The 21436-nt window shown below is 65.2% G+C and carries 23 protein-coding genes and 1 pseudogene; 17 read left to right on the top strand and 7 right to left on the bottom strand.

What is annotated here, in order from left to right:
- Window positions 1–24: 24 nt before the first annotated feature.
- Window positions 25–1263, top strand: a complete 1239-nt coding sequence (locus ACVIGB_RS10555; protein ID WP_456722725.1) for an amidase — start codon at window positions 25–27, stop codon at window positions 1261–1263.
- A 162-nt stretch (window positions 1264–1425) separates the two neighbouring features.
- On the opposite strand, the gene plsY is transcribed toward ACVIGB_RS10555, so the two are convergent.
- From plsY to ACVIGB_RS10540, 3 genes are all read right to left on the bottom strand, one after another.
- Window positions 1426–2022, bottom strand: a complete 597-nt coding sequence (gene plsY, locus ACVIGB_RS10550; RefSeq protein ID WP_456722726.1) for a glycerol-3-phosphate 1-O-acyltransferase PlsY — start codon at window positions 2020–2022, stop codon at window positions 1426–1428.
- A gap of 328 nt (window positions 2023–2350) precedes the next feature.
- Window positions 2351–3652: a dihydroorotase gene (locus ACVIGB_RS10545; RefSeq protein ID WP_456722727.1), complete on the bottom strand. Its 1302-nt coding sequence runs from the start codon at window positions 3650–3652 to the stop codon at window positions 2351–2353.
- 4 nt (window positions 3653–3656) lie between these two features.
- Window positions 3657–4610: an aspartate carbamoyltransferase catalytic subunit gene (locus ACVIGB_RS10540; protein WP_456722728.1), complete on the bottom strand. Its 954-nt coding sequence runs from the start codon at window positions 4608–4610 to the stop codon at window positions 3657–3659.
- Between the two features lie 240 nt (window positions 4611–4850).
- Here ACVIGB_RS10540 and ACVIGB_RS10535 point away from each other — a divergent pair, with 240 nt between their 5' ends.
- The 9 genes and pseudogenes from ACVIGB_RS10535 to ACVIGB_RS10495 all read left to right on the top strand — a co-directional run bounded on the left by ACVIGB_RS10535 (window position 4851) and on the right by ACVIGB_RS10495 (window position 13227).
- Window positions 4851–5609, top strand: coding sequence for a M15 family metallopeptidase (locus ACVIGB_RS10535; protein WP_456722729.1), 759 nt, complete (start codon window positions 4851–4853; stop codon window positions 5607–5609).
- 130 nt (window positions 5610–5739) lie between these two features.
- Window positions 5740–6150, top strand: a complete 411-nt coding sequence (locus ACVIGB_RS10530) for a hypothetical protein (RefSeq protein ID WP_092114792.1) — start codon at window positions 5740–5742, stop codon at window positions 6148–6150.
- A 35-nt stretch (window positions 6151–6185) separates the two neighbouring features.
- Entirely contained in the window at window positions 6186–6638 is a 453-nt protein-coding gene (locus ACVIGB_RS10525; protein WP_456722730.1) for a hypothetical protein, read from the top strand.
- A 134-nt stretch (window positions 6639–6772) separates the two neighbouring features.
- Window positions 6773–8416 (top strand): acyl-CoA dehydrogenase family protein, encoded by a 1644-nt coding sequence (locus tag ACVIGB_RS10520; RefSeq protein WP_456722731.1) that lies wholly within the window; start codon window positions 6773–6775, stop codon window positions 8414–8416.
- 10 nt (window positions 8417–8426) lie between these two features.
- Window positions 8427–9197 carry a CPBP family intramembrane glutamic endopeptidase gene (locus ACVIGB_RS10515; protein WP_456722732.1) on the top strand — a complete coding sequence of 257 codons (771 nt, stop codon included), beginning with the start codon at window positions 8427–8429 and terminating at the stop codon, window positions 9195–9197.
- Between the two features lie 65 nt (window positions 9198–9262).
- Complete coding sequence (locus ACVIGB_RS10510) at window positions 9263–10021, top strand: CPBP family intramembrane glutamic endopeptidase (protein WP_456722733.1); 759 nt, start codon at window positions 9263–9265, stop codon at window positions 10019–10021.
- Between the two features lie 221 nt (window positions 10022–10242).
- Complete coding sequence (locus tag ACVIGB_RS10505) at window positions 10243–11454, top strand: ABC transporter substrate-binding protein (protein WP_456722734.1); 1212 nt, start codon at window positions 10243–10245, stop codon at window positions 11452–11454.
- A 125-nt stretch (window positions 11455–11579) separates the two neighbouring features.
- Window positions 11580–12652, top strand: a pseudogene (locus ACVIGB_RS10500) (IS630 family transposase); the annotation flags it as partial.
- A gap of 95 nt (window positions 12653–12747) precedes the next feature.
- A complete protein-coding gene (locus ACVIGB_RS10495) occupies window positions 12748–13227 on the top strand; it encodes an ester cyclase (RefSeq protein WP_456722735.1) in 480 nt (159 codons plus the stop codon).
- Between the two features lie 178 nt (window positions 13228–13405).
- On the opposite strand, the gene ACVIGB_RS10490 is transcribed toward ACVIGB_RS10495, so the two are convergent.
- The 3 genes from ACVIGB_RS10490 to ACVIGB_RS10480 all read right to left on the bottom strand — a co-directional run bounded on the left by ACVIGB_RS10490 (window position 13406) and on the right by ACVIGB_RS10480 (window position 15782).
- Window positions 13406–14332, bottom strand: a complete 927-nt coding sequence (locus ACVIGB_RS10490; RefSeq protein ID WP_456722736.1) for an AEC family transporter — start codon at window positions 14330–14332, stop codon at window positions 13406–13408.
- Between the two features lie 2 nt (window positions 14333–14334).
- The gene (gene ruvX / locus ACVIGB_RS10485) at window positions 14335–14817 is read right to left on the bottom strand and encodes a Holliday junction resolvase RuvX (protein ID WP_456722737.1); all 483 of its coding nucleotides are present in this window, start codon (window positions 14815–14817) and stop codon (window positions 14335–14337) included.
- 74 nt (window positions 14818–14891) lie between these two features.
- Window positions 14892–15782 carry a LysR substrate-binding domain-containing protein gene (locus ACVIGB_RS10480; RefSeq protein WP_456722738.1) on the bottom strand — a complete coding sequence of 297 codons (891 nt, stop codon included), beginning with the start codon at window positions 15780–15782 and terminating at the stop codon, window positions 14892–14894.
- A 131-nt stretch (window positions 15783–15913) separates the two neighbouring features.
- Between ACVIGB_RS10480 and ACVIGB_RS10475 the strand changes: the two genes are divergently transcribed.
- From ACVIGB_RS10475 to ACVIGB_RS10465, 3 genes are all read left to right on the top strand, one after another.
- Window positions 15914–16894, top strand: a complete 981-nt coding sequence (locus ACVIGB_RS10475; RefSeq protein ID WP_456722739.1) for an NAD(P)H-dependent flavin oxidoreductase — start codon at window positions 15914–15916, stop codon at window positions 16892–16894.
- Between the two features lie 18 nt (window positions 16895–16912).
- Window positions 16913–17989, top strand: a complete 1077-nt coding sequence (locus ACVIGB_RS10470) for an NAD(P)H-dependent flavin oxidoreductase (protein WP_456722740.1) — start codon at window positions 16913–16915, stop codon at window positions 17987–17989.
- 124 nt (window positions 17990–18113) lie between these two features.
- Window positions 18114–18428, top strand: a complete 315-nt coding sequence (locus ACVIGB_RS10465; RefSeq protein WP_097673410.1) for an NIPSNAP family protein — start codon at window positions 18114–18116, stop codon at window positions 18426–18428.
- Between the two features lie 63 nt (window positions 18429–18491).
- Here the strand turns inward: ACVIGB_RS10465 and ACVIGB_RS10460 are convergent, their stop codons facing one another.
- The gene (locus tag ACVIGB_RS10460) at window positions 18492–18662 is read right to left on the bottom strand and encodes a hypothetical protein (protein ID WP_456722741.1); all 171 of its coding nucleotides are present in this window, start codon (window positions 18660–18662) and stop codon (window positions 18492–18494) included.
- Between the two features lie 367 nt (window positions 18663–19029).
- Between ACVIGB_RS10460 and gatC the strand changes: the two genes are divergently transcribed.
- Genes gatC through ACVIGB_RS10440 form a run of 4 tightly spaced genes read left to right on the top strand, consistent with a single transcriptional unit; the run spans window position 19030 to window position 21340 of the window.
- On the top strand, window positions 19030–19317 hold the full coding sequence (gene gatC / locus ACVIGB_RS10455; RefSeq protein ID WP_207829947.1) for an Asp-tRNA(Asn)/Glu-tRNA(Gln) amidotransferase subunit GatC: 288 nt from the start codon (window positions 19030–19032) through the stop codon (window positions 19315–19317).
- Window positions 19318–19340: 23 nt separating this feature from the next.
- Window positions 19341–19583: a hypothetical protein gene (locus ACVIGB_RS10450; RefSeq protein ID WP_173642511.1), complete on the top strand. Its 243-nt coding sequence runs from the start codon at window positions 19341–19343 to the stop codon at window positions 19581–19583.
- Entirely contained in the window at window positions 19580–21055 is a 1476-nt protein-coding gene (gatA, locus tag ACVIGB_RS10445) for an Asp-tRNA(Asn)/Glu-tRNA(Gln) amidotransferase subunit GatA (protein ID WP_456722742.1), read from the top strand. Before ACVIGB_RS10450 ends, gatA begins: the two co-directional genes overlap by 4 nt.
- A gap of 3 nt (window positions 21056–21058) precedes the next feature.
- A complete protein-coding gene (locus ACVIGB_RS10440) occupies window positions 21059–21340 on the top strand; it encodes a hypothetical protein (protein ID WP_456722743.1) in 282 nt (93 codons plus the stop codon).
- The last annotated feature ends 96 nt before the right edge of the window (window positions 21341–21436 follow it).

Raw genomic sequence — 21436 nt, 5'->3', positions numbered from 1 at the left:
GCTTGCGTACAGGAGCTACTGTCCATGATTTCGCTTGCCGATTTCCAGCGCCGCATCGCGTCCGGCAAACTCTCCGCCGATGCCGCCATTGCGCAGACGCTGGAGGCGATCCGTGCGCAGGACAAGACGATCGGCGCCTTTGTCCGCCACGACGCGAAGGCGCGTGCGCAGGATGCCGGGCCGCTGCGCGGCATCGCGGTCGGCATCAAGGACATCATCGATACCGCCGGATTCCCGACCGAGATGGGGGCTGCGATCTATCGCGGCCATCAACCGCGCGCCGATGCGCCGGTCGTGATGGCGCTCAAGCAGGCCGGCGCGACCATCATCGGCAAGACCACGACGACGGCGTTCGCGGCGAACGATCCGACCGCAACGCTCAATCCGCACAATCACGCGCACACGCCGGGTGGCTCGTCGTCCGGCTCGGCGGCCGCGGTCGCCGCCGGGATGATCCCGCTGGCGCTGGGCACCCAGACCGGCGGATCGGTGATCCGGCCGGCCTCGTTCTGCGGCGTCGCCGCGATCAAGCCGAGCTACCGGCTGCTGCCGACCGTCGGCGTGAAGTGCTTCTCCTGGACGCTCGATACCGTCGGGCTGTTCGGCGCCGGCGTGCGCGATGTCGCGCTGGGGCTGGCCGCGATGACCAAACGACCTGACCTGGTGGTGTCATCTGCCGTCGCGGCGCCGCGCATCGGCGTCGTGACGCAGGCCTTCGCCGGCGCGCCCGAACCATCCGGCGCGGAGGCATTGCAGAAGGCGGCGCGGGCGGCGGAGCAGGCGGGCGCAACCGTGCGCGAGCTCGCGATGTCCGAGATCATCGCGGAGGCGTGGCGGATCCATCCGGTGGTGCAGGAGTTCGAGGCGCATCAGTCATTCGCCTGGGAGTATGGCCAGAACTACGATGCGATGCCGCCGCTGCTGCGTGGCCGGCTCGACGAGAGCAAGGGCGGCACACCCGCCGAATATGATGCGGCGATGGACGTCACGCTGCGCGCGCGGCAGGCGCTGTCAGCGATTTTTGGCGAGGTCGATGTGCTGCTGACGCTGTCGGCGCCGGGTGCCGCGCCGAACGGCTTGGCCTCGACCGGCGATCCCCGTTACAACCGGCTCTGGACGTTGATGGGCGTGCCCTGCGTCAACGTGCCGACGCTGACGGCCGAGGGCGGATTGCCGGTCGGCGTGACCGTGATCGCGGGTTTTGGCAGCGATGCAAAGGCGTTGGCGGCGGCGAGCTTTGTCGAGGACGCTTTGACAAAATAGACCTCGTCATTCCCCGGTGCGCAATTGCGCACCTAAGGGCGCGACGTAGTCGCGAACCCGGAATCCATTTCACCGCGAAACATGCGGCCCAATGGATTCCGGGTTCGACGCTGCGCATCGCCCTTAGGTGCGCAATTGCGCACCGGGGAATGACGGAGAGAGTTATTTCTTCTCGCCGATCTTGCCTTCGGTGCCGGCCTGCAGCCGCTTGATGTTCTCGCGGTGCATGTAGAACAACAGCAGCGTCAGCACGACGAACAGCGAGGCGAGCGCGTTGTGGCCGAACCACCACAGGAACAGCGGCGTCACGAACGCGGCGACGAGCGCCGATAGCGACGAGTAGCGCGTGGTGACGGCGGTGCCAATCCAGATCACGGCGAAGATCAGCGCCGCGGGCCAGAACAGGCCGAGCAGCACGCCGATATAGGTCGCGACGCCCTTGCCGCCGCGGAATCTGAGCCAGACCGGGAAGAGGTGGCCGAGGAACGCGCCGAGCGCAGCCAGCATCGCCGCGTTCGGGCCGTCGATGGTGCCTGCGATGATCACTGCGACGGTACCCTTGAGCATGTCGCCGATCAGCGTCGCAGCGGCGAGGCCTTTGTGGCCGGTGCGCAGCACGTTGGTGGCGCCGATATTGCCCGAGCCGATGGTGCGCAGATCCTGCGTGCCGGCGAGCCTGGTGAGGATCATGCCGAACGGGATCGAGCCCAGGAGATAGCCGATCAGGAAGGCGGCGAGCAGCAGCGCGTCAGCAGACATCGCGGTGGTTCCCTGGACGGTCGATCCGGTCCATTTTTGGCAATCCCGTCAATGAAATATTAACCATCAATCCGCACCATGGCCTTGGAAATGAGGGAGCTTATCATGGCTTCTGTTCGCAGGCGGTTGGAGCAGGTCTTCTTTGTGGTTTACGTCGCGGCCATCGTCGTTGGAACGACGATGGAAGCGATGTCGCAACTCGCGGTACGCTGAGTTCCACGCTGATCTAGAGCCTTTTCCGTTCCGATTGAATCGGAACGGAGCTCTAGTTTTTTGTTTTGGCGCGTTTTCTTCACGCGAACCGGCACCCACTTCGCTCGAAAACGCTTCAGACGTGTTCGTACACCGTCCGTCCGCCGACGATCGTCCGCGTCACACGGCCCGAGAAGCGGGCGTCGTCGAACGGCGTATTCTTGCACAGCGATTTGAGGTCGTCGCGGTCGAGCACCCAGGGGGTGTCGGCGTCGATCACGATCACGTCGGCCGGGGCCCCGGCGCGCAGCGTGCCGCCGGGCAGGCCGAGCAGTTCCGCCGGCCGCGTCGACATCGCCCTGATCAGCGTCTTGAACTCCATCTCGCCATTGTGGATCAGCCGTAGCGCCGCCGGCAGCATGGTCTGCAGGCCGACCGCGCCGCTCGCCGCTTCCGCGAACGGCAGCCGCTTGACCTCGACGTCCTGCGGATTGTGATCGCTCATCACGACGTCGATCAGGCCGGAGGCGAGCGCTGCGACCAGCGCCTTGCGGTCCTCCTCGGTGCGCAGCGGCGGCGCCAGCTTGAGGAAGGTGCGGTAGGGGCCGATGTCGTTCTCGTTCAGCGTCACGTGGTTGATCGAGACCGAGGCCGAGACGTTGAGGCCGTTGTCGCGGGCACGCTTGAGGATTTCCAGCGACTCGATCGAGGTCAGCGAGGCCGCGTGATAGCGCCCGCCGGTCAGCGCCGCGAGCCGCATGTCGCGCTCGAGCATGATCGACTCGGCGGCGGTCGGAATTCCGGCGAGCCCGAGCCGCGTTGCGAATTCGCCCTCGTTCATCACGCCTTCGCCCACCAGATTCGGGTCCTCGGTGTGGTGCACGATCAGTGCGTCGAAATCGCGAGCGTAGGTCAGCGCGCGCCGCATCACCTGGGCGTTGGTGACGCTGCGGTCGCCATCGGTGAAGGCGACGGCGCCGGCGGCCTTCAACAGGCCGATCTCGGTCATCTCCAGGCCCTGCATGCCCTTGGTCAGCGCCGCCATCGGGTGGATGTTGACGATCGCGGTGTCGCGGCCGCGGCGCAGCACGAAGTCGACGGTCGCCGAATTGTCGATCACCGGCGAGGTGTCGGGCTGGCAGATGATGGTGGTGATGCCGCCGGCGGCCGCGGCTTGGCTCGCGGACGCAAAGGTCTCGCGGTGGCTGGCACCGGGTTCGCCGACGAAGGCGCGCATGTCGATCAGGCCGGGGGCCACGATCTTGCCGGCGCAATTGACGATGTCGGTGCCTTCGGGGACGCCGGCGGCGCCGATGCCGCGCTTGGCGTCACGGATCACGCCGTCCGCGATCAGGACGTCGCCCGGACCGTCGAAGTCGCGGGACGGATCGATGACGCGGGCGTTGGCGAGCAGGATGGGGCGGCGGTCAGTCAGCATGGCGTCACGCGTTCGGCAGGTTGCGGGCGAGCGCTTCGAGCACTGCCATGCGCACCGCCACACCCATTTCGACTTGTTCACGGATCAGCGACTGCGCGCCGTCGGCGACGAACGTGTCGATCTCGACACCGCGGTTCATCGGGCCGGGATGCATGACCAGCGCATCTGGCTTGGCGTAAGCGAGCTTCTTCTGGTCGAGGCCGAAATAGTGGAAATACTCCTGGCTCGAAGGCACGAAGGAACCGTTCATGCGCTCGCGCTGCAGCCGCAGCATCATCACGATGTCGGCGCCGTTCAGGCCTTCGCGCATGTCGCGTGCGACCTCGACGCCCATCCGCTCGATGCCGCGCGGCAGCAGCGTGGAGGGGGCCACGACGCGGACGCGGGCGCCCATGGTGTTGAGCAGGAAGATGTTGGAACGCGCCACGCGCGAATGCAGCACGTCGCCGCAGATCGCGATCGTCAGCCCCTCGAGCCGGCCCTTGTTGCGGCGGATGGTCAGCGCGTCGAGCAGCGCCTGGGTCGGGTGCTCGTGGGCGCCGTCGCCGGCGTTGATCACGGAACCGTCAACCTTGCGCGCCAGCAGTTCGACCGCACCGGAGGCGTGGTGGCGCACCACCAGGATATCGGGGTGCATCGCGTTCAGCGTCACCGCGGTGTCCATCAAGGTCTCGCCCTTGCGGGTCGACATCGATGACACCGACATGTTCATGACGTCGGCGCCCAGGCGTTTTCCGGCGATCTCGAACGAGGACTGGGTCCGGGTCGAGGCCTCGAAGAACAGATTGATCTGGGTGCGGCCGCGCAGACTGGCGCGTTTCTTGTCGACCTGGCGGTTGAGCTCGACATACTCCTCGGAGAGGTCGAGCAGGCCCGTGATGTCGTCAGCGGAAAGGCCCTCGATGCCCAGCAGATGCCGGTGACCGAGGACAAAAGTCGATTTTAATGATGGGGTCATTAAAGCGAGAGCTATAGGCGCGGATGGCCGGTGGGGCAAGCGGGAAGAGAGCCCGGAGGAGTTTTCCCCGAGTAAGATGGGGCTGGGTTTCTCCGCCATCATGCCTGGGCCTGTTGCGAGCTGTCCGCGCCTTGCTTTTGCTGGTTTTTCCGGAACAAGACGTGGACGACCGGGCTCAGGCGGAGCATAGCGAGGTGATCCCTTGGACGGCATGCAGCCAGGACAGCGGAGCGAGGACTCGTGAAAATCGCCGTGATCGCACTGCTGGCCATCGAGTTGATCTCAGGGTCGATCTCGTCTGCCTTCGCCCAGAACCTGCCCGGCGACTTCGCGTTCCTGCGCGAGATCGATCCGACCATCATCCAGGACATCCGCTACGCGACCTCCAATAATTTCATGGGGCGGCCGATCGCGGGCTATGGCGCGGCGGAATGCGTGGTGAAGCGGGAGGTGGGGCTGCGGCTCAAGGCCGTACAGCAGGAACTGGCGCGGCAAAGCCTGTCGCTGAAAATGTTCGATTGCTACCGGCCGGCCCGCGCGGTCGCCGACATGGTGGCGTGGTGGAAGAACGGCAAGGAGACCGCCGGCGAGCGGCGCTACAACCCGGCCTTCTCGAAGGCGGATCTGTTCCGCCTCGGCTATATCGCCACCCATTCCGGTCATTCGACCGGCGCCGCGGTCGATCTCACGCTGGTCGATCTTCGCGCTGACAATTCGCGCAAGTTCGATCCGGCCAAGGACTATGCCGACTGCACCGCGCCGGTCGCAGCGCGCGCCCCGGAGGGCAGCGTCGACATGGGTACCGGCTACGACTGCTCTGATGCGAGGGGCCATACTGCCTCAGCGGCGATCACGCCGGCGCAAAAGCGGTGGCGCAACCTTCTGGTCGCGGCGATGGCGCGGCAGGGATTTGCCAACTATTCAAAGGAATGGTGGCACTTCTCGCTGCCGGGGGCCGGCGGGGCCGCCTATGATTTCCCGATCACACGCGCGCACTAGCGGTTGGATTTTCCTCAAATTCAAGGCATCTCGGCAACACAAAGCTTGCCATCGCTGAAGTAGCTGAATGCGCTTTCAACACTCCTTAATTGTGGCCGTATGAAGTGCGGGCATTGCGGGAGCAGAAAACATGCGTTGGGCTGTTGTCATTGTTGCCGTCGGTGCGTTCGGCATCGCGATCTACGACCAGTACGACAAGGGCGCGAACTATCAGCGCGTCGATGCGCGCATCAGCAGCGTCAATGACCAGTGCTATCTGGAAAAGGTCGAGCGCGGCGTCATCACCAAGACGACGTTCACGTCCGATCTGACTCGCTGCGAAACCGCCGAGCTGCTGCGGAAGGAGCATCCGAAGTGGCAGGGCTATCACGTGATGCACAAGATCGAGGTGCGCGTCGTCTATGTCTCGCCGGTCGATGGAGCCACGCACCAGTCCAGCCTGCAGATGTCCTATTTCCCTAACGGCAAGCCGCTGCGCGCCGGCGACGTGTTGCCGGTGCTGGCCTCCAAGACCAAGGCGGAGACGACACGTTCGATCTGACCGTCACCGCGGTTCGGAAGGATGGGAGTTCGACCATGCGCCTGGGGCTCTACGGCATCATCGCGATCGGCGTTGCGGGGTTCTATATCTATGGCGAGCTCGACAAGCGGGTGAACTTCCGGCCGATCGACGCGCGCGTCAGCAGCGTCAAGGAGCAATGCTACATGGAGAGGACCGAGGACAATCGGAGCTCGACCTCGGATCTGTTGCCTTGCGAGCTTGTCGAGCTTCTGGCGCGTCACCATCCGAAATGGCAGGGCGCAGACATCAAGCACAAGATCGAGATCCGGTTTGCCTACATCTCTCCGGTGGACGGTGCCGCGCATGAATCGAACCTGCAATTGGCTGAATATCCCGATAACCGGCACCTGAACAGCGGCGACATCTTTCCGGTCCAGGCTTCCAGGAGGGAGGCGAACCGGACCCGCGCCAACGACTGGGTCGACCGGTGGCTCGGCCGCCGTGAGCCGAGGCACGGAAGCATCTAGTGGACGCGTACATTTCGCTGCCCCGCGCCGGCTCGCAGGCTTATGATCCCCCGATTCCAGTTATGGCGCTGCTGCCGCCAACGAAGACCGTTGTCCGGGCATCGCGCGCAGTGCGACCAATCGCCGAGGAGACCATGACGCAGGCTCCGTTCGCCACCCACGACGTCTTCAACCAGTCGCCGCCATTTGGGGATGTCGACCTGTTCGCGACGGACGCGCCGCTGGCCGCGGCGGTCGCCGCCAACGGCGGCGCGGCGGCCACGGCTGAACTGTCGGATTTCGGCAAGCATTGGGGATCGGCCGCCATGGCGGAGCGCGGCCGCGTCGCCAACGAGAACACGCCTAAACTGCGAACCTTCGATGCCAGGGGCAATCGCCGCGACGAGGTCGAGTTTCATCCGGCCTATCACGAGCTGATGGCGCACTCGGCCCATGCCGGCGTGCACAACTCGACCTGGACCGCCGCCGGCAAGCCGGCCGGCGGGGCGGCCGAGGTGGTACGCGCGGCAAGGTTCTATATCGCGTCCCAGGTCGAGACCGGTCATCTCTGCCCGATCACGATGACGCGCGCCTCGGTCGCGGCGCTGGCCTCGCAGCCGGACATCCTGGCGAAGACGATGCCGGTCATCGCCACGCGCGCCTACGACCCCAGCTTTGCGCCATGGTGGACCAAGCGCGGCATGACGCTCGGCATGGGCATGACGGAAAAGCAGGGCGGCACCGACGTGCGCGCCAACATGACGCGTGCCGAGCGCGACGGTGGCGCCTGGCGCATCACCGGGCACAAATGGTTCATGTCGGCGCCGATGTGCGACGCCTTCCTGGTGCTGGCGCAGGCCGAGCAGGGGCTGAGCTGCTTCTTCATGCCGCGCTTTGCGCCCGACGGCACGGTCAATGCGATCCACTTCCAGCGGCTGAAGGACAAGCTCGGCAACCGCTCCAATGCCTCCTCGGAGGTCGAATTCCACGGCACCCATGCCGAACTGATCGGTGAGGAGGGCAAGGGCATCCGCACCATCATCCAGATGGTGCAGCTGACGCGGCAGGATTGCGCGATCGCATCCGCAGGCCTGATGCGCTCGGGGCTGGCACACGCGCTCAATCACGCGCGGCACCGCAGCGTGTTCCAGAAGCATCTCGCCGACCAGCCGCTGATGCAGGCGGTGCTGTCGGACATGGCGCTGCATGTCGAGGCATCGATCGCGCTGGTGATGCGGCTCTGCCGCGCCTTCGATCGCGCGCCAACCAATACGGGCGAGGCCGCCTATATGCGGCTGCTGACGCCGGCGATCAAATACTGGACCTGCAAGAGCGCGCCCGGCTTCCTCTACGAGGCGATGGAGTGCCTCGGCGGCAATGGCTATGTCGAGGAGGGTATTCTGGCGCGCCATTACCGGGAGTCGCCGGTCAACGCGATCTGGGAAGGCTCAGGCAACGTGATGTGCCTCGACGTGTTGCGCGCGCTCGGCCGCGAGGCCGAAGCCGCGCTCGCTGTGCTGCGTACGCTCGCCGACGAGACCAAGGGCCTGCCGGGCGCCGCTGAGGCTATTGCGTCGATCGGACAATCGTTCCGCCGGCCGGACAGCGAGCGCATCGCACGGCTTGCAGTCGAGAAGCTGGCGCTGCTGGCGGCCACCGCGGCGCTCAACCAGGTCTCGCCGAAAAATGCCGAGCTGTTCGCGGCGACACGGCTTGCCGAACGCCACGCCGGCATGTACGGCGCGGTGGACCTCTCCGATGCCGATCAGCGCGCGCTGCTGGCGCGGGCGCTGCCATGAAGGTTTGCTGATGGACGCACTCAATCCCGATACTCCGCCGTCGGCTGTCGAACCGCCGCCACGTCCCCCTCGGGTCTGGAAATTCTGGGGCACCGCGCTGTGGGGGCTTTTGATCTTCGCGGCGATGTTCCTCGGCCAGGTCGCGGTCATCGTCTATCGCATCATCGCGCAGGGCGGCGAACTGTCGGCGGCCGGCATCACCCACGTGGTCGCCGACGGTCTGACGATCTCGCTTTCGGTCCTCGCCGGCCTGCCGATGGTGCTGCTGGTGCTGTGGTTCGCGATCCGCCGGACCGGGATCCCGTTCGCCAATTATCTCGGGCTGCGCGGGACGTCGTGGAAGAACGTGATCATCGGCGTCGTCGCGCTCATCGTGCTGGTCGGCGCCTGGGACATGGTGTCCCGCGCCGCCGGCCGCGAGGTGACGCCGGGCTTCATGGGCGACGTGCTGAAATCGGCGCAGGAGCACAGCGCGCTGTGGCTTCTGGTGATCGCCTTCGCCGTGGCCGCGCCGCTCTGGGAGGAGTTGTTCGCGCGCGGCTGGCTCTATCGCGGCTGGTCGGAATCCAGGCTCGGCCCCTATGGCGCGATCCTGCTGTCGTCGATCGTCTGGACCGTGATGCACTTGCAGTACGACTGGTTCTTCCTCTGTGAGGTGCTGTCGATCGGGTTCTTGTTCGGCTATTTGCGCTTCCGCACCGGCTCGACCTGGCTGACGATCCTGCTGCACGGGCTGAACAATTTCGCGGCGACGCTCCAGACCTGGTGGCTGGCGGGCTAGCTGTCCCGTATGTTAGGTTGAGCTCAGGCCCACCTTCGCTGCAACGTTGTTGCAGAAAAATCCATATGTCGAACTTCGAAAATGCCGGCGCGCGGACATCTGCTTCGGCGCCGCCACTGCGGACCTGGGACTTCTGGGAGACGACATTCGTCACCCTGATTGCCTACGGCGTTTATATGCTGGCAGGAGGTCTAGCCGCGACATTCGTCGTCGGGCTGCAAGACGGCGTAGCCAAGATGTCGCCGGCTCAATTCCAGGATTTCGCATCGCAAGGGAGATGGTTCGGCCCGGTCATTGCCATTGCGAGCCCGTTGACCATCGCCGTGCTGTGGATCGCGATCCGGAAGGCTGGCCGCGGGTTTGCCGAATATCTTGCGCTCAACTGGCCGAGCAGGGGTGAGGTAGTTCGCGCCCTGGTGATCTCTGCCATCATTATGGGCGCCGAGACCCTGAGCGGACTCCTCATCGGTTCAGAGAATGGCACGCCCGATTCATTCCTGATTGTCAATGGACCTGGCGGGTTACTGGCCCTCCTCATTGCTGTGTGCATTGCCGTGCCCATCATGGAAGAATTCATCTTTCGTGGATTCACGTTTCGCGGTTGGTCGGAGTCATTCCTCGGTCCGACGGGAGCCATCGTCCTTACATCAATCGCGTGGGCGATGATCCACACTCAGTACGATTGGTTTGGGCGCTTCTGGATATTCGTCTCAGGTCTTGCTCTCGGCCATTTCCGCTGGCGCAGCAATTCGACCTGGCTGACGGTCATTGCTCATTCGGCCATGAACATTGTCGATTTTCTTTCGACGGGCCCTTACACCTAGGATTGTCTGCAACCAAGGAAGTTACGATCGGCATCGTAATGGTCGCCGCGATCGTCTGCAGCGTGATGGTCCGGAACCCGCGGCCGCGCGTCGCCGCCCATCGGGAACCCGACTGAGGGGATGCAGGCGGCCCCCTCAGAGTGCTATGATCTAGATCAATGAATGAGCGCGGGCCGGACCGAAACTAGGCAGCGGCGGCTGCCGTCGTGCGAGTTCTTCTCATGGCTAGGTTGATCCGAACGCTCTTGGCCAGCGTCGTCGCGCTGGCGTCTCTCGGTGCCATCACGCAGCAGGTGCGCGACCAGGGCGTCACCGACACCGAAATCCGCATCGGCAATCTGATGCCGTACAGCGGCGCGCTGGAGATTTTCGGCCAGATCGGCAAGGCGGAAGCCGCTTATTTCGAGATGATCAACGAACGCGGCGGAATCGGCGGCCGCAAGATCCGTTTCATGTCCTACGACGATCTGTCGGATGCGTCCAACGCCATGGACCTGACGCGTATTCTGGTCGAGACCGACAATGTGCTCTTGATGTTCGGTTCGTTCGGCACGCCGGGGAATCTCGCGGTGCGGAAGTATCTCAACGAACTGAAGATCCCCCAACTCTTTGTTGCCTCCGGCGATCGGGACCTCAGCGAGCCGTCTCTCTATCCCTGGACCATGGGCTGGCAGCCCTCGTACCGCGAGGAGGGACGGATCTACGCCAACTACATCCAGGCTTTCTATCCCGGAAAGAAAATCGTGGCGCTTTGGGAGAATGACCAGTTCGGGAGGGAATTGTTCAAGGGGCTGGTGCAAGGGCTGGGTGACGTCGCCCACAACATCAGGGTCGACATTGCCTATGATGTCGACGATCAGCATCTGGACGGCCACGTATCGATCCTGAAGCAATCGGGAGCGGAGGTCTTTGTATTTGCCGGGGTGCCGGAAAATGCCTCGAAGGTGATCCGGGCTGCGGCCGAGCACGGCTGGCGGCCGGTGTTCATCGTGAACCAGATGGCGTCATCGATCGAGACGGTGCTCAAGCCGGCCGGCACGGAGAATGCGACCGGCGTCATCACCGCCGCCTTCCTGAAGGATGCAAGCGATCCGGCCTGGAGGGAAGATCAAGGAGCCTGGCGCAGCTTCCTCGACAAGTTTACGAAAGCCGGCGGCAAGGACGACGCTGCCGCAGTCTACGGCTATGCCGCCGCCGAAACGATGATCCAGGTGCTCAGGCAATGCGGCAACGATCTGTCGCGCGAAAACGTCATGAAACAGGCTGCGGCGCTCAGGGATTATCAGGCATCCGCCGTGCTCCCCGGCATCAAGATCAACAGCGGTCAGTTCCGTCCGGTCGAGCAATTGCGGTTGCTTCAGTTTGATGGCCGCAGCTGGCAGCCGATCGGCGACGTGCTCGATACGGCGTTCACCGGTTCGTCCGGAAAGTAGCGACGATCAGCGCAACGAGCCGGCCTGCGCAAGCGCATGCCGCATGCCGCATGCTAGTGGATTGATGCCGACGTAAGAGTCCTTGTTGGGATTCCCATGGCCTCGACGTCGTGCGAGTCTGCGGGATGCGTACTGGCGTCACCGTCTATCTGAGCCCGACTGATCGCAAGCACCTGCAAGCGATCGTCGATGACCGCAACAGCCCCCAGAAGTATGTCTGGCGCGCCCGGATTGTGCTGGCGACGGCCGACGGGCTGGGCACGGCGACGATCATCCGCACCGCTGGCGTCAGCAAGACGGCCGTCTGGCGCTGGCAGGAGCGGTTCATGTCGGAGGGTGTTGATGGCCTGTTACGCGACAAGACGCGGCCGGCGCGGATCGCCAGACTGACCGACGATGTCGCCGAGCGCATCGTCGCCCTGACCCTGGGCGAACCGCCGGGCGAGACCACCCACTGGACTGGTCGGGTGATGGCCAAGACCGCGGGCGTCAGCCTGACCTCGGTTCAGCGTATCTGGCGGGCTCACGGCCTAGCCCCGCACCGGATCCGCACCTTCAAGCTTTCCAACGATCCGAAGTTCGCCGCCAAGGTCCGCGACATCGTCGGCCTGTACGTCGATCCGCCCGCCCACGCCGTGGTCCTCAGTGTCGATGAGAAGTCCCAGATCCAGGCCCTGCACCGCACCCAGCCGGGCCTGCCCCTGAAGAAGGGTCGGGCCGGGACCATGACCCACGATTACAAGCGCAACGGCACGACCACCCTGTTCGCCGCCTTCGACGTGCTGGAGGGGAAGGTCATCGGCCGTTGCATGCAGCGCCACCGGCATCAGGAGTTCATCCGGTTTCTGAACGCCGTCGAGCGCGAGGTCCCGGCCGGCAAGACTGTCCACGCCATCCTCGACAACTACGCCACGCACAAGCACCCCAAGGTGGTCGAATGGCTGGGGCGTCATCCGCGCTGGAGCTTCCATTTCACGCCCACCTCGGCCAGTTGGCTCAACGCCGTCGAGGGTTTCTTCGCCATCCTCACGAAGCGGCGCCTCAAGCGCGGCGTCTTCAAAGGCGTCGTCGATCTCCAGGCCGCCATCAATCGCTTCGTCGCCAACCACAACCAGCAGCCAAAGCCCTTCGTCTGGACCGCCGATCCAGACAAAATCATCGCCGCAGCAACCCGGGGCACCAAGTGTTGGATTCAATCCGCTGCCTGAGGATCAATTGCCGACCCTCAGGTACCGAGGTATCCTCCCACTCCATGACTTTCAAACAGGGGTGCCCATGGACAGGCGAAACATAATGCTCGGCCTTGCGATTTCCGGTGCCGGATTCTCGGTCATGACGCCGTCGCTTGCCGCGCCAGACCTGATGGTAAAGAATCTCGCTGAGCAATTCGCGGGGACTTTGAGCGCGCATGATATCGACGCGTTCGCGGCGCTGTTCACCGACGATTTCGTCAATCACCAGAGAACTGCCGCCGTGCCGCCTCCGCCAGCTGGGACACGACCAAAGGACGCAACGGTGGCGTACTTTGCGAGCCGCCTCAAAGGGATGCCCGACCTCGCCGTGTCGATTGAGGCGATGGTGGTCAATGCGGATATGTTCGCGGCCAGCTTCGTCTACGAGGGCACGCATCAGGGCGTATATTTCGGTATCGCGCCGACTGGCAAGAAGTTGCGGTTCACGTCCTGCGACATCTTTCGCGTCGCCGACGGAAAGATCGCGGAGCACTGGGGCATGGGCGACATCGCGGGCACGCTGGCGCAATTGAAATCGTAAGAGGCGACGGTGACGCTGCGCAGGATGTCGCTGTTGGCAACGCCACTTCTCACGGGCAATGCGGCATGGAGTTGCTTGAAGGGGTTGTAAGCCGGAACCCCGAAGAATTCCGCTCGTCGATCCCGACAAAATCATCGCCGCAGCAACCCGGGGGGCACCAAGTGTTGGATTCAATCCACTAGGGCCCGACCGCGGCAATCACGATCGGCATCGTGATCGCGGCCAAAATCGTCTGCAGTGTGATGATCTGGGCGAGCAGGGGGGCGTCGCCGCCCATCTGGCGCGCCAGCACATAGGCGGACGGCGAGGTCGGCACCGCGGCGCAGGCCGCGACGATGGCAAGGTTGGCGCCGGTGACGCCGAACCACACCGCGAGCGCGACGGTCAGGACGGGCATTGCAACCAGCTTCAGTACCAGCGCGATGCTGGCAGCGAGGCTGGGACGGAAGATGCCTGCCAGATGCAGCCCGGCGCCGGTCACGAGCAGGCCGATCGCGAGCGACGAGCCGCCGAGTGCGTCGGCAACGTCGTGCCAGATTTTCGGCAGCGGGACATGCGTGACGTTGATGGCGAGCCCGATGACGCAGGCCCAGATCAGCGGGTTCTTCACGACAGTCATCACGATCGCGCCGGCGGACCGCTTCTCGGATGAGGCATATTTCGCCAGCACGGCGACGCTGAAGACGTTGACCAGCGGGATGATCGCGACCATCGCGACCGAGGCCAGCGCAAGTCCGACCTTGCCATAAAGATTGCCCGACACCGACAGCGCGACATAGGTCTGCCAGCGGGTGGCGCCCTGGAAGATCGAGGAGAAGGCGGGGCCGTCGACCCCGGCGCGGGCAAGCGGGGCCCGCAGCGCAAGACACAGCAGGCACATCACGAGCGCGGCGAGCAGCAGCGCGCCGCCGACGCCCGCGACCGGCACCTTGGTCAGATCGGCCTTGACCAGCGTCTGTACCAAAAGCACCGGGAACAGCACGTAGTATGTGAGCTGTTCCAGCCCGTGCCATTGGGTGTCGAGCCGCATCAGCGTGCGTCTCAGGATGAAGCCGAGCACGATCAGCAAAAACACCGGCAACAGCGCCGCGATCACCACGGCCATCGTCAGCGGTCTCCGCGCAGCTTCGTCAGCCGGTCGAGCGCGCCCTGCAGGATGAAGATCGCGGCGTGCTCGTCGATCACCTCGGCGCGGCGGGCGCGGCTGACGTCCATCCCGATCAATTCGCGTTCCACCGCCGCGGTCGACAGCCGTTCGTCCCACAGCCCGATTGCAAGCGCGGTGAGGCCCGCGAGGTTGCGGGCAAAGGCCCGGGTCGATTGCGCGCGCGGGCCCTCGCTGCCGTCCATGTTGATCGGCAGGCCCAGCACGAAGCCGACGGCGCTGCGCTCGGCCGCGATCGCGAACAGCCGCGCCGCGTCGACCTTGAACTGCTTGCGCTGGATGGTCTCGACGCCGGTCGCGAGCCGCCGGTCCGGATCGGAGACGGCAACGCCGATGGTCTTGGTGCCGAGGTCGAGGCCGACCAGCGCGCCGCGGTCAGGCCAGTGCGGCGCAGCTTCGATCAGGGGAAGGATGAGAGCGGGCATGTCGTGCGCTTAGCACGCACCCGCGCGCCGAGGCAAAGCCCGGCGGCGGGCGGCCGTCCATGCGAAAACGCCGGTCAGGCGGCGATCACCCGATCGTCGCCGGAAAGGCATGCGGCAAGTCCCTGCAACGCGCTGGACTGGTGCGCGGTGCGGCGCTGGATGAACAGCGTCTCGACATGCGCATGCTGCGGATTGAGCTTGTGGATCTTGATGTCGCGCTGGACGTGGTCGCGCTCGACCACCGCGCGCGGCAGCAAGGTCACGCCCATGTCGGCGGCGACACAGCCGACCATGCCGTCGAGCGTGCCGAGCTCGAAGCGGGCGGCCGACGGCCAGCCGAACTCGGTGAAGACCTGTTCGAGGCGTTGCCTATAGGTGCAGCCGGTGCGGAACACCAGCGCGGTCGGGCCCGACTCCGGCGTTCCGGCGCGCAAGGCGGCGAGCGATTTCCAGCGCTGCGCGGTGACGAGCACCAGTTCCTCGGTGAAGGCTGATGTCGCCGACAGTTCGGCGTGCTCGATCGGACCGGCGACAAAGGCGCCATCGAGCGAGCCGTCGAGCACGGCGGCCACGAGGTCAGCGGTCGGCGCGGTGCGCAAGGTCAGGCGCACCGCCGGATAGCGGCGATGAAACTCGGCGAGCAGCGTGGGCAGCCGCACCGCGGCTGTCGTCTCCATCGATCCGATTGACAGCGGCCCCTTCGGCTCGCCATCGTCGCGCGCGGCGAGCACGGCTTCGCGCGACAACGCCGCCATGCGCTGCGCATAGGGCAACAGGCGGCGGCCGGCGCCGGTCAACGACATGCCGCGGCTGTGACGCTCGAACAGTGCGGTGCCGATCTCGGCCTCCAGCGCCTTGATGCGCTGGGTGACGTTGGACTGCACGGTGTTCAGCTCGTCGGCGGCCCGGGTGATGCCGCCGAGCCGGGCGACCGTGGAAAAGGTAAGGAGGTCGGTCAATTCCATCTGGGACCACCGTTTCATTTTAGAGATGGTAGCGTTCTCTAGTATTCATTTTCCGAGAATGTTAGGCCCGCTTAGGCTGCGAGTCCAGAACAGCAAGTCCAGAACAGCAACTCCAGAACAGGGAGCAACGCATGCCGATCGGCACCGAATTGACCGCTCGTCTGGGCATCGCGCATCCGATCCTGCTGGCGCCGATGGCGATGATCACGGGAAGCCGGCTGGTGATGGCGGTGAGCGACGCGGGCGGCCTCGGCATTCTGGGCGGCGGCTATGGAGATCGGGCCTGGCTCGAGGCGGAGACTGCGGTGCTCAGGAGATATCACCGCCCATTCGGGATCGGCTTTATCACCTGGAGCCTCGCCAGGCAGCCCGAGCTGATCGATATCGCACTGGAGGCGCGGCCGCGCGCGGTGATGCTGTCATTCGGCGATCCCGCGCCGTTCGCGGCCAAGATCAAGGCCACAGGCGCGCTCCTGATCTGCCAGGTGCAGAGTGAGGAGATGGCGCAGCAAGCGCTCGATTGCGGCGCCGACATCCTGGTTGCGCAGGGCACCGAGGCGGGCGGTCACGGCGCCTCGCGCACCACGCTGGACATTGTGCCTGCGATCATCGATTTCGCGACAGGGCGCGTCCCTGTCGTCGCAGCCGGCGGCATCGCTGATGGCCGCGGCCTCGCGGCGATGATGATGCTCGGCGCATCCGGCGTGCTGATGGGAACGCGCTTCTATGCCAGCGTCGAGGCCGACGCGCCCGAGCAGGCGAAGCAGCTGATCTGCGCGGCGAAGAGCGGCGAGACGGTGCGCGGTGTGGTGATGGACTGGTCGCGCAAGCTGATGTGGCCGGCGCCGTTCACCGCGCGCTCGCTCTCCAACGATCATTTGCGGCGCTGGAGCGGCCGCGAGATCGAGCTGATGCAGCGCGCGGACGAGATCGCGGTGGAATACGCCGCCGCGAGGGCCGCGGCGAATTTCGATATTGCCGCGGTGTTCGCCGGCGAGTCCGTCGGGCTGATCCATGATATCGTTCCCGCGGCCGAGATCGTCGGCCGTATCGTCGCCGAGGCCGAGCAGTCGTTGCAGGGCCGGCGCAATTCGCTTTCCTCTTCGTCCTGAACAAGCGCGAGACAGACCATGTGGCCGGACCGTCGATTGATCGATCGTTTCAAGACCGAATTCCCGATCGTGCTGGCGCCGATGGCCGGCGTGATGGATGCGGAGCTCGTGATCGCGGTGGCGCAGGGCGGCGGGCTCGGCTCGCTGCCATGTGCGATGCTCTCGGCCGAAAAGGCGCGTGAGCAGGTCAACATCATCCGCCAGCGCGTGTCCGCGCCGGTCAACCTCAACTTCTTCTGCCACAAGGCGGTCGACGCCGATCCGGCGCGCGAGGCGCAATGGCGGCAGCGGCTGGGGCCTTACTATCGCGAACACGGCCTCGATCCGGATGCGCCGATCAACGCGGCGAACCGCGCGCCGTTCGATGCGGCGTTCTGCGCAGTGGTCGAGGAGCTGAAGCCCGAGGTCGTCAGCTTCCATTTCGGCCTGCCGGAGCCGAAGCTGCTGCAGCGGGTGAAACAAGCGGGCGCCATCGTGATGTCGTCGGCGACCACCGTGAAGGAGGCGATCTGGCTCGAGGAGAACGGTGCCGACGTCATCATCGCGCAAGGCGCCGACGCCGGCGGCCATCGCGCCATGTTCCTGACCGATGATATCGCCGAGCAGCCCGGCACGTTCTCGCTGCTGCCGCAGGTGGTCGATGCGGTGAAGGTGCCGGTCGTCGCGGCCGGCGGCATCGCGGACGGACGCGGGATCGCGGCGGCCTTTGCGCTCGGCGCATCCGGTGTGCAGATCGGCACCGCGTTCCTGCGCTGCCCGGAATCCAAGGTCAGCGCGGCGGGCCGCGTGGCGCTGGCGCAGGCGAGCGATGAATCTACCGTCATCACCAATGTGATGACCGGCCGCCCGGCGCGCGGTGTCGCCAACCGCGTGATGCGCGAAGTCGGCCCGATCTCACCAGACGCGCCGGCGTTCCCGCACGCGGCGACCGCCCTCGGACCGCTCAAGGCGGCTGCCGAAAAACAGGGCAACGTCGATTTCACCAACCTCTGGGCCGGGCAGGCGGTGCGGATGGGCAAGGAAATGCCTGCCGCCGAGCTCACCCGCGCGCTGGCGGGCGCCGCGCTGGCGCGGATGGGCAAGATGGCGGGCTGATTTCACCTCTGTCTGCGCAATTTCGGTGTTGCCCCCAATGCCGCCTCGGATATGCGGGTATCGAGAGGCGGCAGTTCACTTGTCGCATCACTTGGCCCACCACCTGGCGCAGGAGCACCACGGCATGATCACCTGTTATCTGCGATACGAAGTTCGCGCGGACAAGCTCGCCGAATTCGAGGCTTATGGTGCGATGTGGCTGGAGCTGGTGCCGCGGTTTGGCGGCACTCATCACGGCTATTTCTTGCCGTCCGAGGGAGCAAGCGACGTCGCATTGGCGATTTTCAGCTTTCCGAGCCTTGCGGCCTACGAACAATACCGCAAGGACTCAGCGCTGGATCCGGACGTTCAGAAGGCCATCGCCTTCGCGAGGGAGACGCGCTGCTTTGTCCGCTATGAACGGTCGTTTTTTCGGCCATTGCTGCCGAAGCCGGCTTAGCAGACCGGGCCGGGTCGCTCCGACGCTGGCGGGCGCTGCACTGGCACGGATGGGAACTCTGTCTCAGGTGTGAGGTGCGGGCTCGCTCCGGTTGATCTCCAGATGCTCGGTCGCGAGCCTGCGATAATGCGCGGCCATTTCCCTGTAATGTTCGCGGGAGATCGGATCCGCGGCGCTCTCGGCGCGGCGCTCGAACATCTCGGCCTTTTCCTGCAGAGCTTTTGCCTGGGACATGGCCATTGCTCGCCTCGCTCAGACCAGACAGGCGACGTAAAGGATCGCGATCCCCAGCACCGTGCCGATCGACCACAGGGCAGGATCCCAGCCCTCCGGCCGGGGGCGGCTTTCCAGCGTTTGCATGACGCACTCCGAACTTTTCTAATTGGAGGGAGTAGGCGCCCTGAATGTTTCGCCACCACTTCGTGGCAGCCGCAAAGTGGTTTCGTCGCAGGCTTTTGCGGCCCGAATGCGCGCCGGAATGTCCTGCCCGGGTGCCCGGCAGGGTGCCGAAGCCCCGGGGCTGAGGGATTCGCGCGGTTGCGGCGCAAAACCGGCCTCTGCTATACGGCGGGCTGACCTTTCAGCCCCGAGGCCCTATATAATGTCCGTCGACGCCACGACCGTCCGCCGCATCGCGCATCTGGCGCGGATTGCGGTCAGCGACGCCGAAGTTCCCCATCTCCAGGGCGAGCTGAACGCGATGCTGGCCTTTGTTGAGCAGCTGTCGGAGGTGAATGTCGACGGCGTCGAGCCGATGACCTCGGTGACGCCGATGGAGATGAAGAAGCGCGCCGACGTGGTCAATGACGGCGAGATCGCCGACGACATCGTCCGCAATGCGCCCGATACGACCAACCACTTCTTCCTGGTGCCGAAGGTGGTCGAGTAGTTCTCTGTTCTGGGACGATCCCGATGTGTCTGCTCTGCGACGATGAGAAGGCCTACAAGGCCTATATGGACTTCCTCGATGCGATGGAGCGCAAGGGGAAGGTCGCCGACCCCAATGCGGCGATGGACGCCGTGCTCGACCATCTCGAGGCGCTCGATGCCGCCCGCGCCAAGGAAAATGCCCAGAGAAATATGAGCCCCCGGCAGGACGACCCCGCCAACGACAAGACCCTGTCTCCGTTCTTCTGCAGCCCGATCAATAAATGACCGATTTGACATCGCTGACGATCGCCGAGGCCCGCGAGGGCCTGGCGAGCAAATCCTTCACCGCCCGCGAACTGACCGACGCGCATCTCGCCGCCATCGACGCCGCGCGCGTGCTCAATGCCTATGTGCTCGAGACGCCGGACCGTGCCCGCGAAATGGCCAGGGCGGCCGACGAGAAAATTGCTAAGGGCGAGGGCGGGCCGCTGGCCGGCATTCCGCTCGGCATCAAGGACCTATTCGCGACCCGCGATATCAGGACCACGGCGTGCTCGAAGATCCTCGGCAATTTCATTCCGCCCTACGAGTCGACGGTGACCTCGCAGCTGTGGCGCGACGGCGCGGTGCTGCTCGGCAAGCTCAACAATGACGAGTTCGCGATGGGCTCGTCGAACGAGACCTCGTGCTTCGGCCCCGTCACCAACCCGTGGCGGCGCGAAGGCTCCAACACCACGCTGGTGCCGGGCGGCTCGTCCGGCGGCTCGGCTTCGGCCGTGGCGGCACTGCTCTGCATGGGCGCGACCGCGACCGACACCGGCGGTTCGATCCGCCAGCCCGCCGCGTTCACCGCGACCGTCGGCATCAAGCCGACCTATGGCCGCTGCTCGCGCTGGGGCATCGTGGCGTTCGCATCCTCGCTCGACCAGGCCGGCCCGATCGCGCGCACGACGCGCGACGCCGCGATCCTGATGCGCTCGATGGCCGGTCACGATCCCAAGGACACCACGTCGGTCGACATCGCCGTGCCGGATTACGAGGCCGCGATCGGCAAGTCCGTGAAGGGTATGAAGATCGGAATCCCGAAGGAGTACCGGCTCGACGGCATGCCGGCCGAGATCGAAAAACTCTGGAGCGAGGGCGCGCAGTGGCTGAAGACCGCCGGCGCGGAGCTCGTCGAGGTGTCGCTGCCGCACACCAAATACGCGCTGCCGGCCTATTACATCGTGGCACCGGCGGAGGCCTCGTCGAACCTCGCGCGCTATGACGGCGTGCGCTACGGGCTGCGCGAGCCGGCCAAGAACATCATCGAGATGTACGAGAACTCCCGCGCCGACGGCTTCGGCGACGAGGTACGCCGCCGCGTGCTGATCGGCACCTATGTGCTCTCGGCCGGTTACTACGATGCCTATTATCTGCGTGCGCAGAAGGTGCGGACGCTGATCAAGAAGGACTTTGAGGACTGCTTCGCCAAGGGCGTGCATGCGATCCTGACGCCGGCGACGCCGTCGGCGGCGTTCGGCATCGGCGAGAAGGGCGGCGCCGATCCGGTCGAGATGTATCTCAACGACATCTTCACGGTGACCGTGAACATGGCGGGCCTGCCGGGCATCGCCGTGCCCGCGGGCAAGGACACGCAAGGCCTGCCGCTCGGCCTGCAACTGATCGGCCGTCCGTTCGACGAGGAGACGCTGTTCTCGCTCGGCGAGGTGATCGAGCAGGCGGCGGGCAGGTTCGCAGCGCCCAAATGGTGGTGAGCGATGGCGGATTTCCGCGCCAGTCTCGCTGACGGCGCGCCTGATGCGGCGCTGTCGCCGCCGCTCGCCGCATTGTGGTGGGCGAAGAAGGGCGACTGGGACCAGGCGCATCGCATCGTGCAGGACGAGAGCGATGCCAATTCGGCGTGGGTGCATGCCTATCTGCATCGCGTCGAGGGCGATCTCGGCAATGCCGGCTACTGGTATCGCCGGGCCGGCCAGCCCGTCGCGAAAGATACCGTAGAGGCCGAGTGGGAGCGGATCGTCTCCGCACTTTTGGTCTGAGCAACCGGTGCAGGTGCGGTGTCTTGGCACCGCGAGCATTAACCCTGTTTCGGCCGCCATGCCGCCGCCCAGATTGGCCGTGATAGGCTGGTGGAA

The sequence above is a fragment of the Bradyrhizobium sp. USDA 4341 genome, from assembly GCF_054063755.1.
Note: the sequence above shows the minus strand (reverse complement) of the source record. Positions and strands in the feature narration are given on the sequence as shown.

Bases quoted from the DNA above. Each gene is read 5' to 3' on its own strand.
- ACVIGB_RS10490 (WP_456722736.1), bottom strand. From the start codon at position 14,332: ATGGCCGTGGTGATCGCGGCGCTGTTGCCGGTGTTTTTGCTGATCGTG.
- plsY (WP_456722726.1), bottom strand. From the start codon at position 2,022: ATGTCTGCTGACGCGCTGCTGCTCGCCGCCTTCCTGATCGGCTATCTC.
- ACVIGB_RS10510 (WP_456722733.1), top strand. From the start codon at position 9,263: ATGTCGAACTTCGAAAATGCCGGCGCGCGGACATCTGCTTCGGCGCCG.
- ACVIGB_RS10545 (WP_456722727.1), bottom strand. From the start codon at position 3,652: ATGCTGACTGACCGCCGCCCCATCCTGCTCGCCAACGCCCGCGTCATC.
- ACVIGB_RS10540 (WP_456722728.1), bottom strand. From the start codon at position 4,610: ATGACCCCATCATTAAAATCGACTTTTGTCCTCGGTCACCGGCATCTG.
- gatC (WP_207829947.1), top strand. From the start codon at position 19,030: ATGTCCGTCGACGCCACGACCGTCCGCCGCATCGCGCATCTGGCGCGG.
- ACVIGB_RS10520 (WP_456722731.1), top strand. From the start codon at position 6,773: ATGACGCAGGCTCCGTTCGCCACCCACGACGTCTTCAACCAGTCGCCG.
- ACVIGB_RS10530 (WP_092114792.1), top strand. From the start codon at position 5,740: ATGCGTTGGGCTGTTGTCATTGTTGCCGTCGGTGCGTTCGGCATCGCG.
- ACVIGB_RS10480 (WP_456722738.1), bottom strand. From the start codon at position 15,782: ATGGAATTGACCGACCTCCTTACCTTTTCCACGGTCGCCCGGCTCGGC.
- ACVIGB_RS10555 (WP_456722725.1), top strand. From the start codon at position 25: ATGATTTCGCTTGCCGATTTCCAGCGCCGCATCGCGTCCGGCAAACTC.
- ACVIGB_RS10515 (WP_456722732.1), top strand. From the start codon at position 8,427: ATGGACGCACTCAATCCCGATACTCCGCCGTCGGCTGTCGAACCGCCG.
- ACVIGB_RS10495 (WP_456722735.1), top strand. From the start codon at position 12,748: ATGCTCGGCCTTGCGATTTCCGGTGCCGGATTCTCGGTCATGACGCCG.
- ruvX (WP_456722737.1), bottom strand. From the start codon at position 14,817: ATGCCCGCTCTCATCCTTCCCCTGATCGAAGCTGCGCCGCACTGGCCT.
- ACVIGB_RS10505 (WP_456722734.1), top strand. From the start codon at position 10,243: ATGGCTAGGTTGATCCGAACGCTCTTGGCCAGCGTCGTCGCGCTGGCG.
- ACVIGB_RS10465 (WP_097673410.1), top strand. From the start codon at position 18,114: ATGATCACCTGTTATCTGCGATACGAAGTTCGCGCGGACAAGCTCGCC.
- ACVIGB_RS10525 (WP_456722730.1), top strand. From the start codon at position 6,186: ATGCGCCTGGGGCTCTACGGCATCATCGCGATCGGCGTTGCGGGGTTC.
- ACVIGB_RS10460 (WP_456722741.1), bottom strand. From the start codon at position 18,662: ATGTCCCAGGCAAAAGCTCTGCAGGAAAAGGCCGAGATGTTCGAGCGC.
- ACVIGB_RS10475 (WP_456722739.1), top strand. From the start codon at position 15,914: ATGCCGATCGGCACCGAATTGACCGCTCGTCTGGGCATCGCGCATCCG.
- ACVIGB_RS10450 (WP_173642511.1), top strand. From the start codon at position 19,341: ATGTGTCTGCTCTGCGACGATGAGAAGGCCTACAAGGCCTATATGGAC.
- ACVIGB_RS10470 (WP_456722740.1), top strand. From the start codon at position 16,913: ATGTGGCCGGACCGTCGATTGATCGATCGTTTCAAGACCGAATTCCCG.
- ACVIGB_RS10440 (WP_456722743.1), top strand. From the start codon at position 21,059: ATGGCGGATTTCCGCGCCAGTCTCGCTGACGGCGCGCCTGATGCGGCG.
- gatA (WP_456722742.1), top strand. From the start codon at position 19,580: ATGACCGATTTGACATCGCTGACGATCGCCGAGGCCCGCGAGGGCCTG.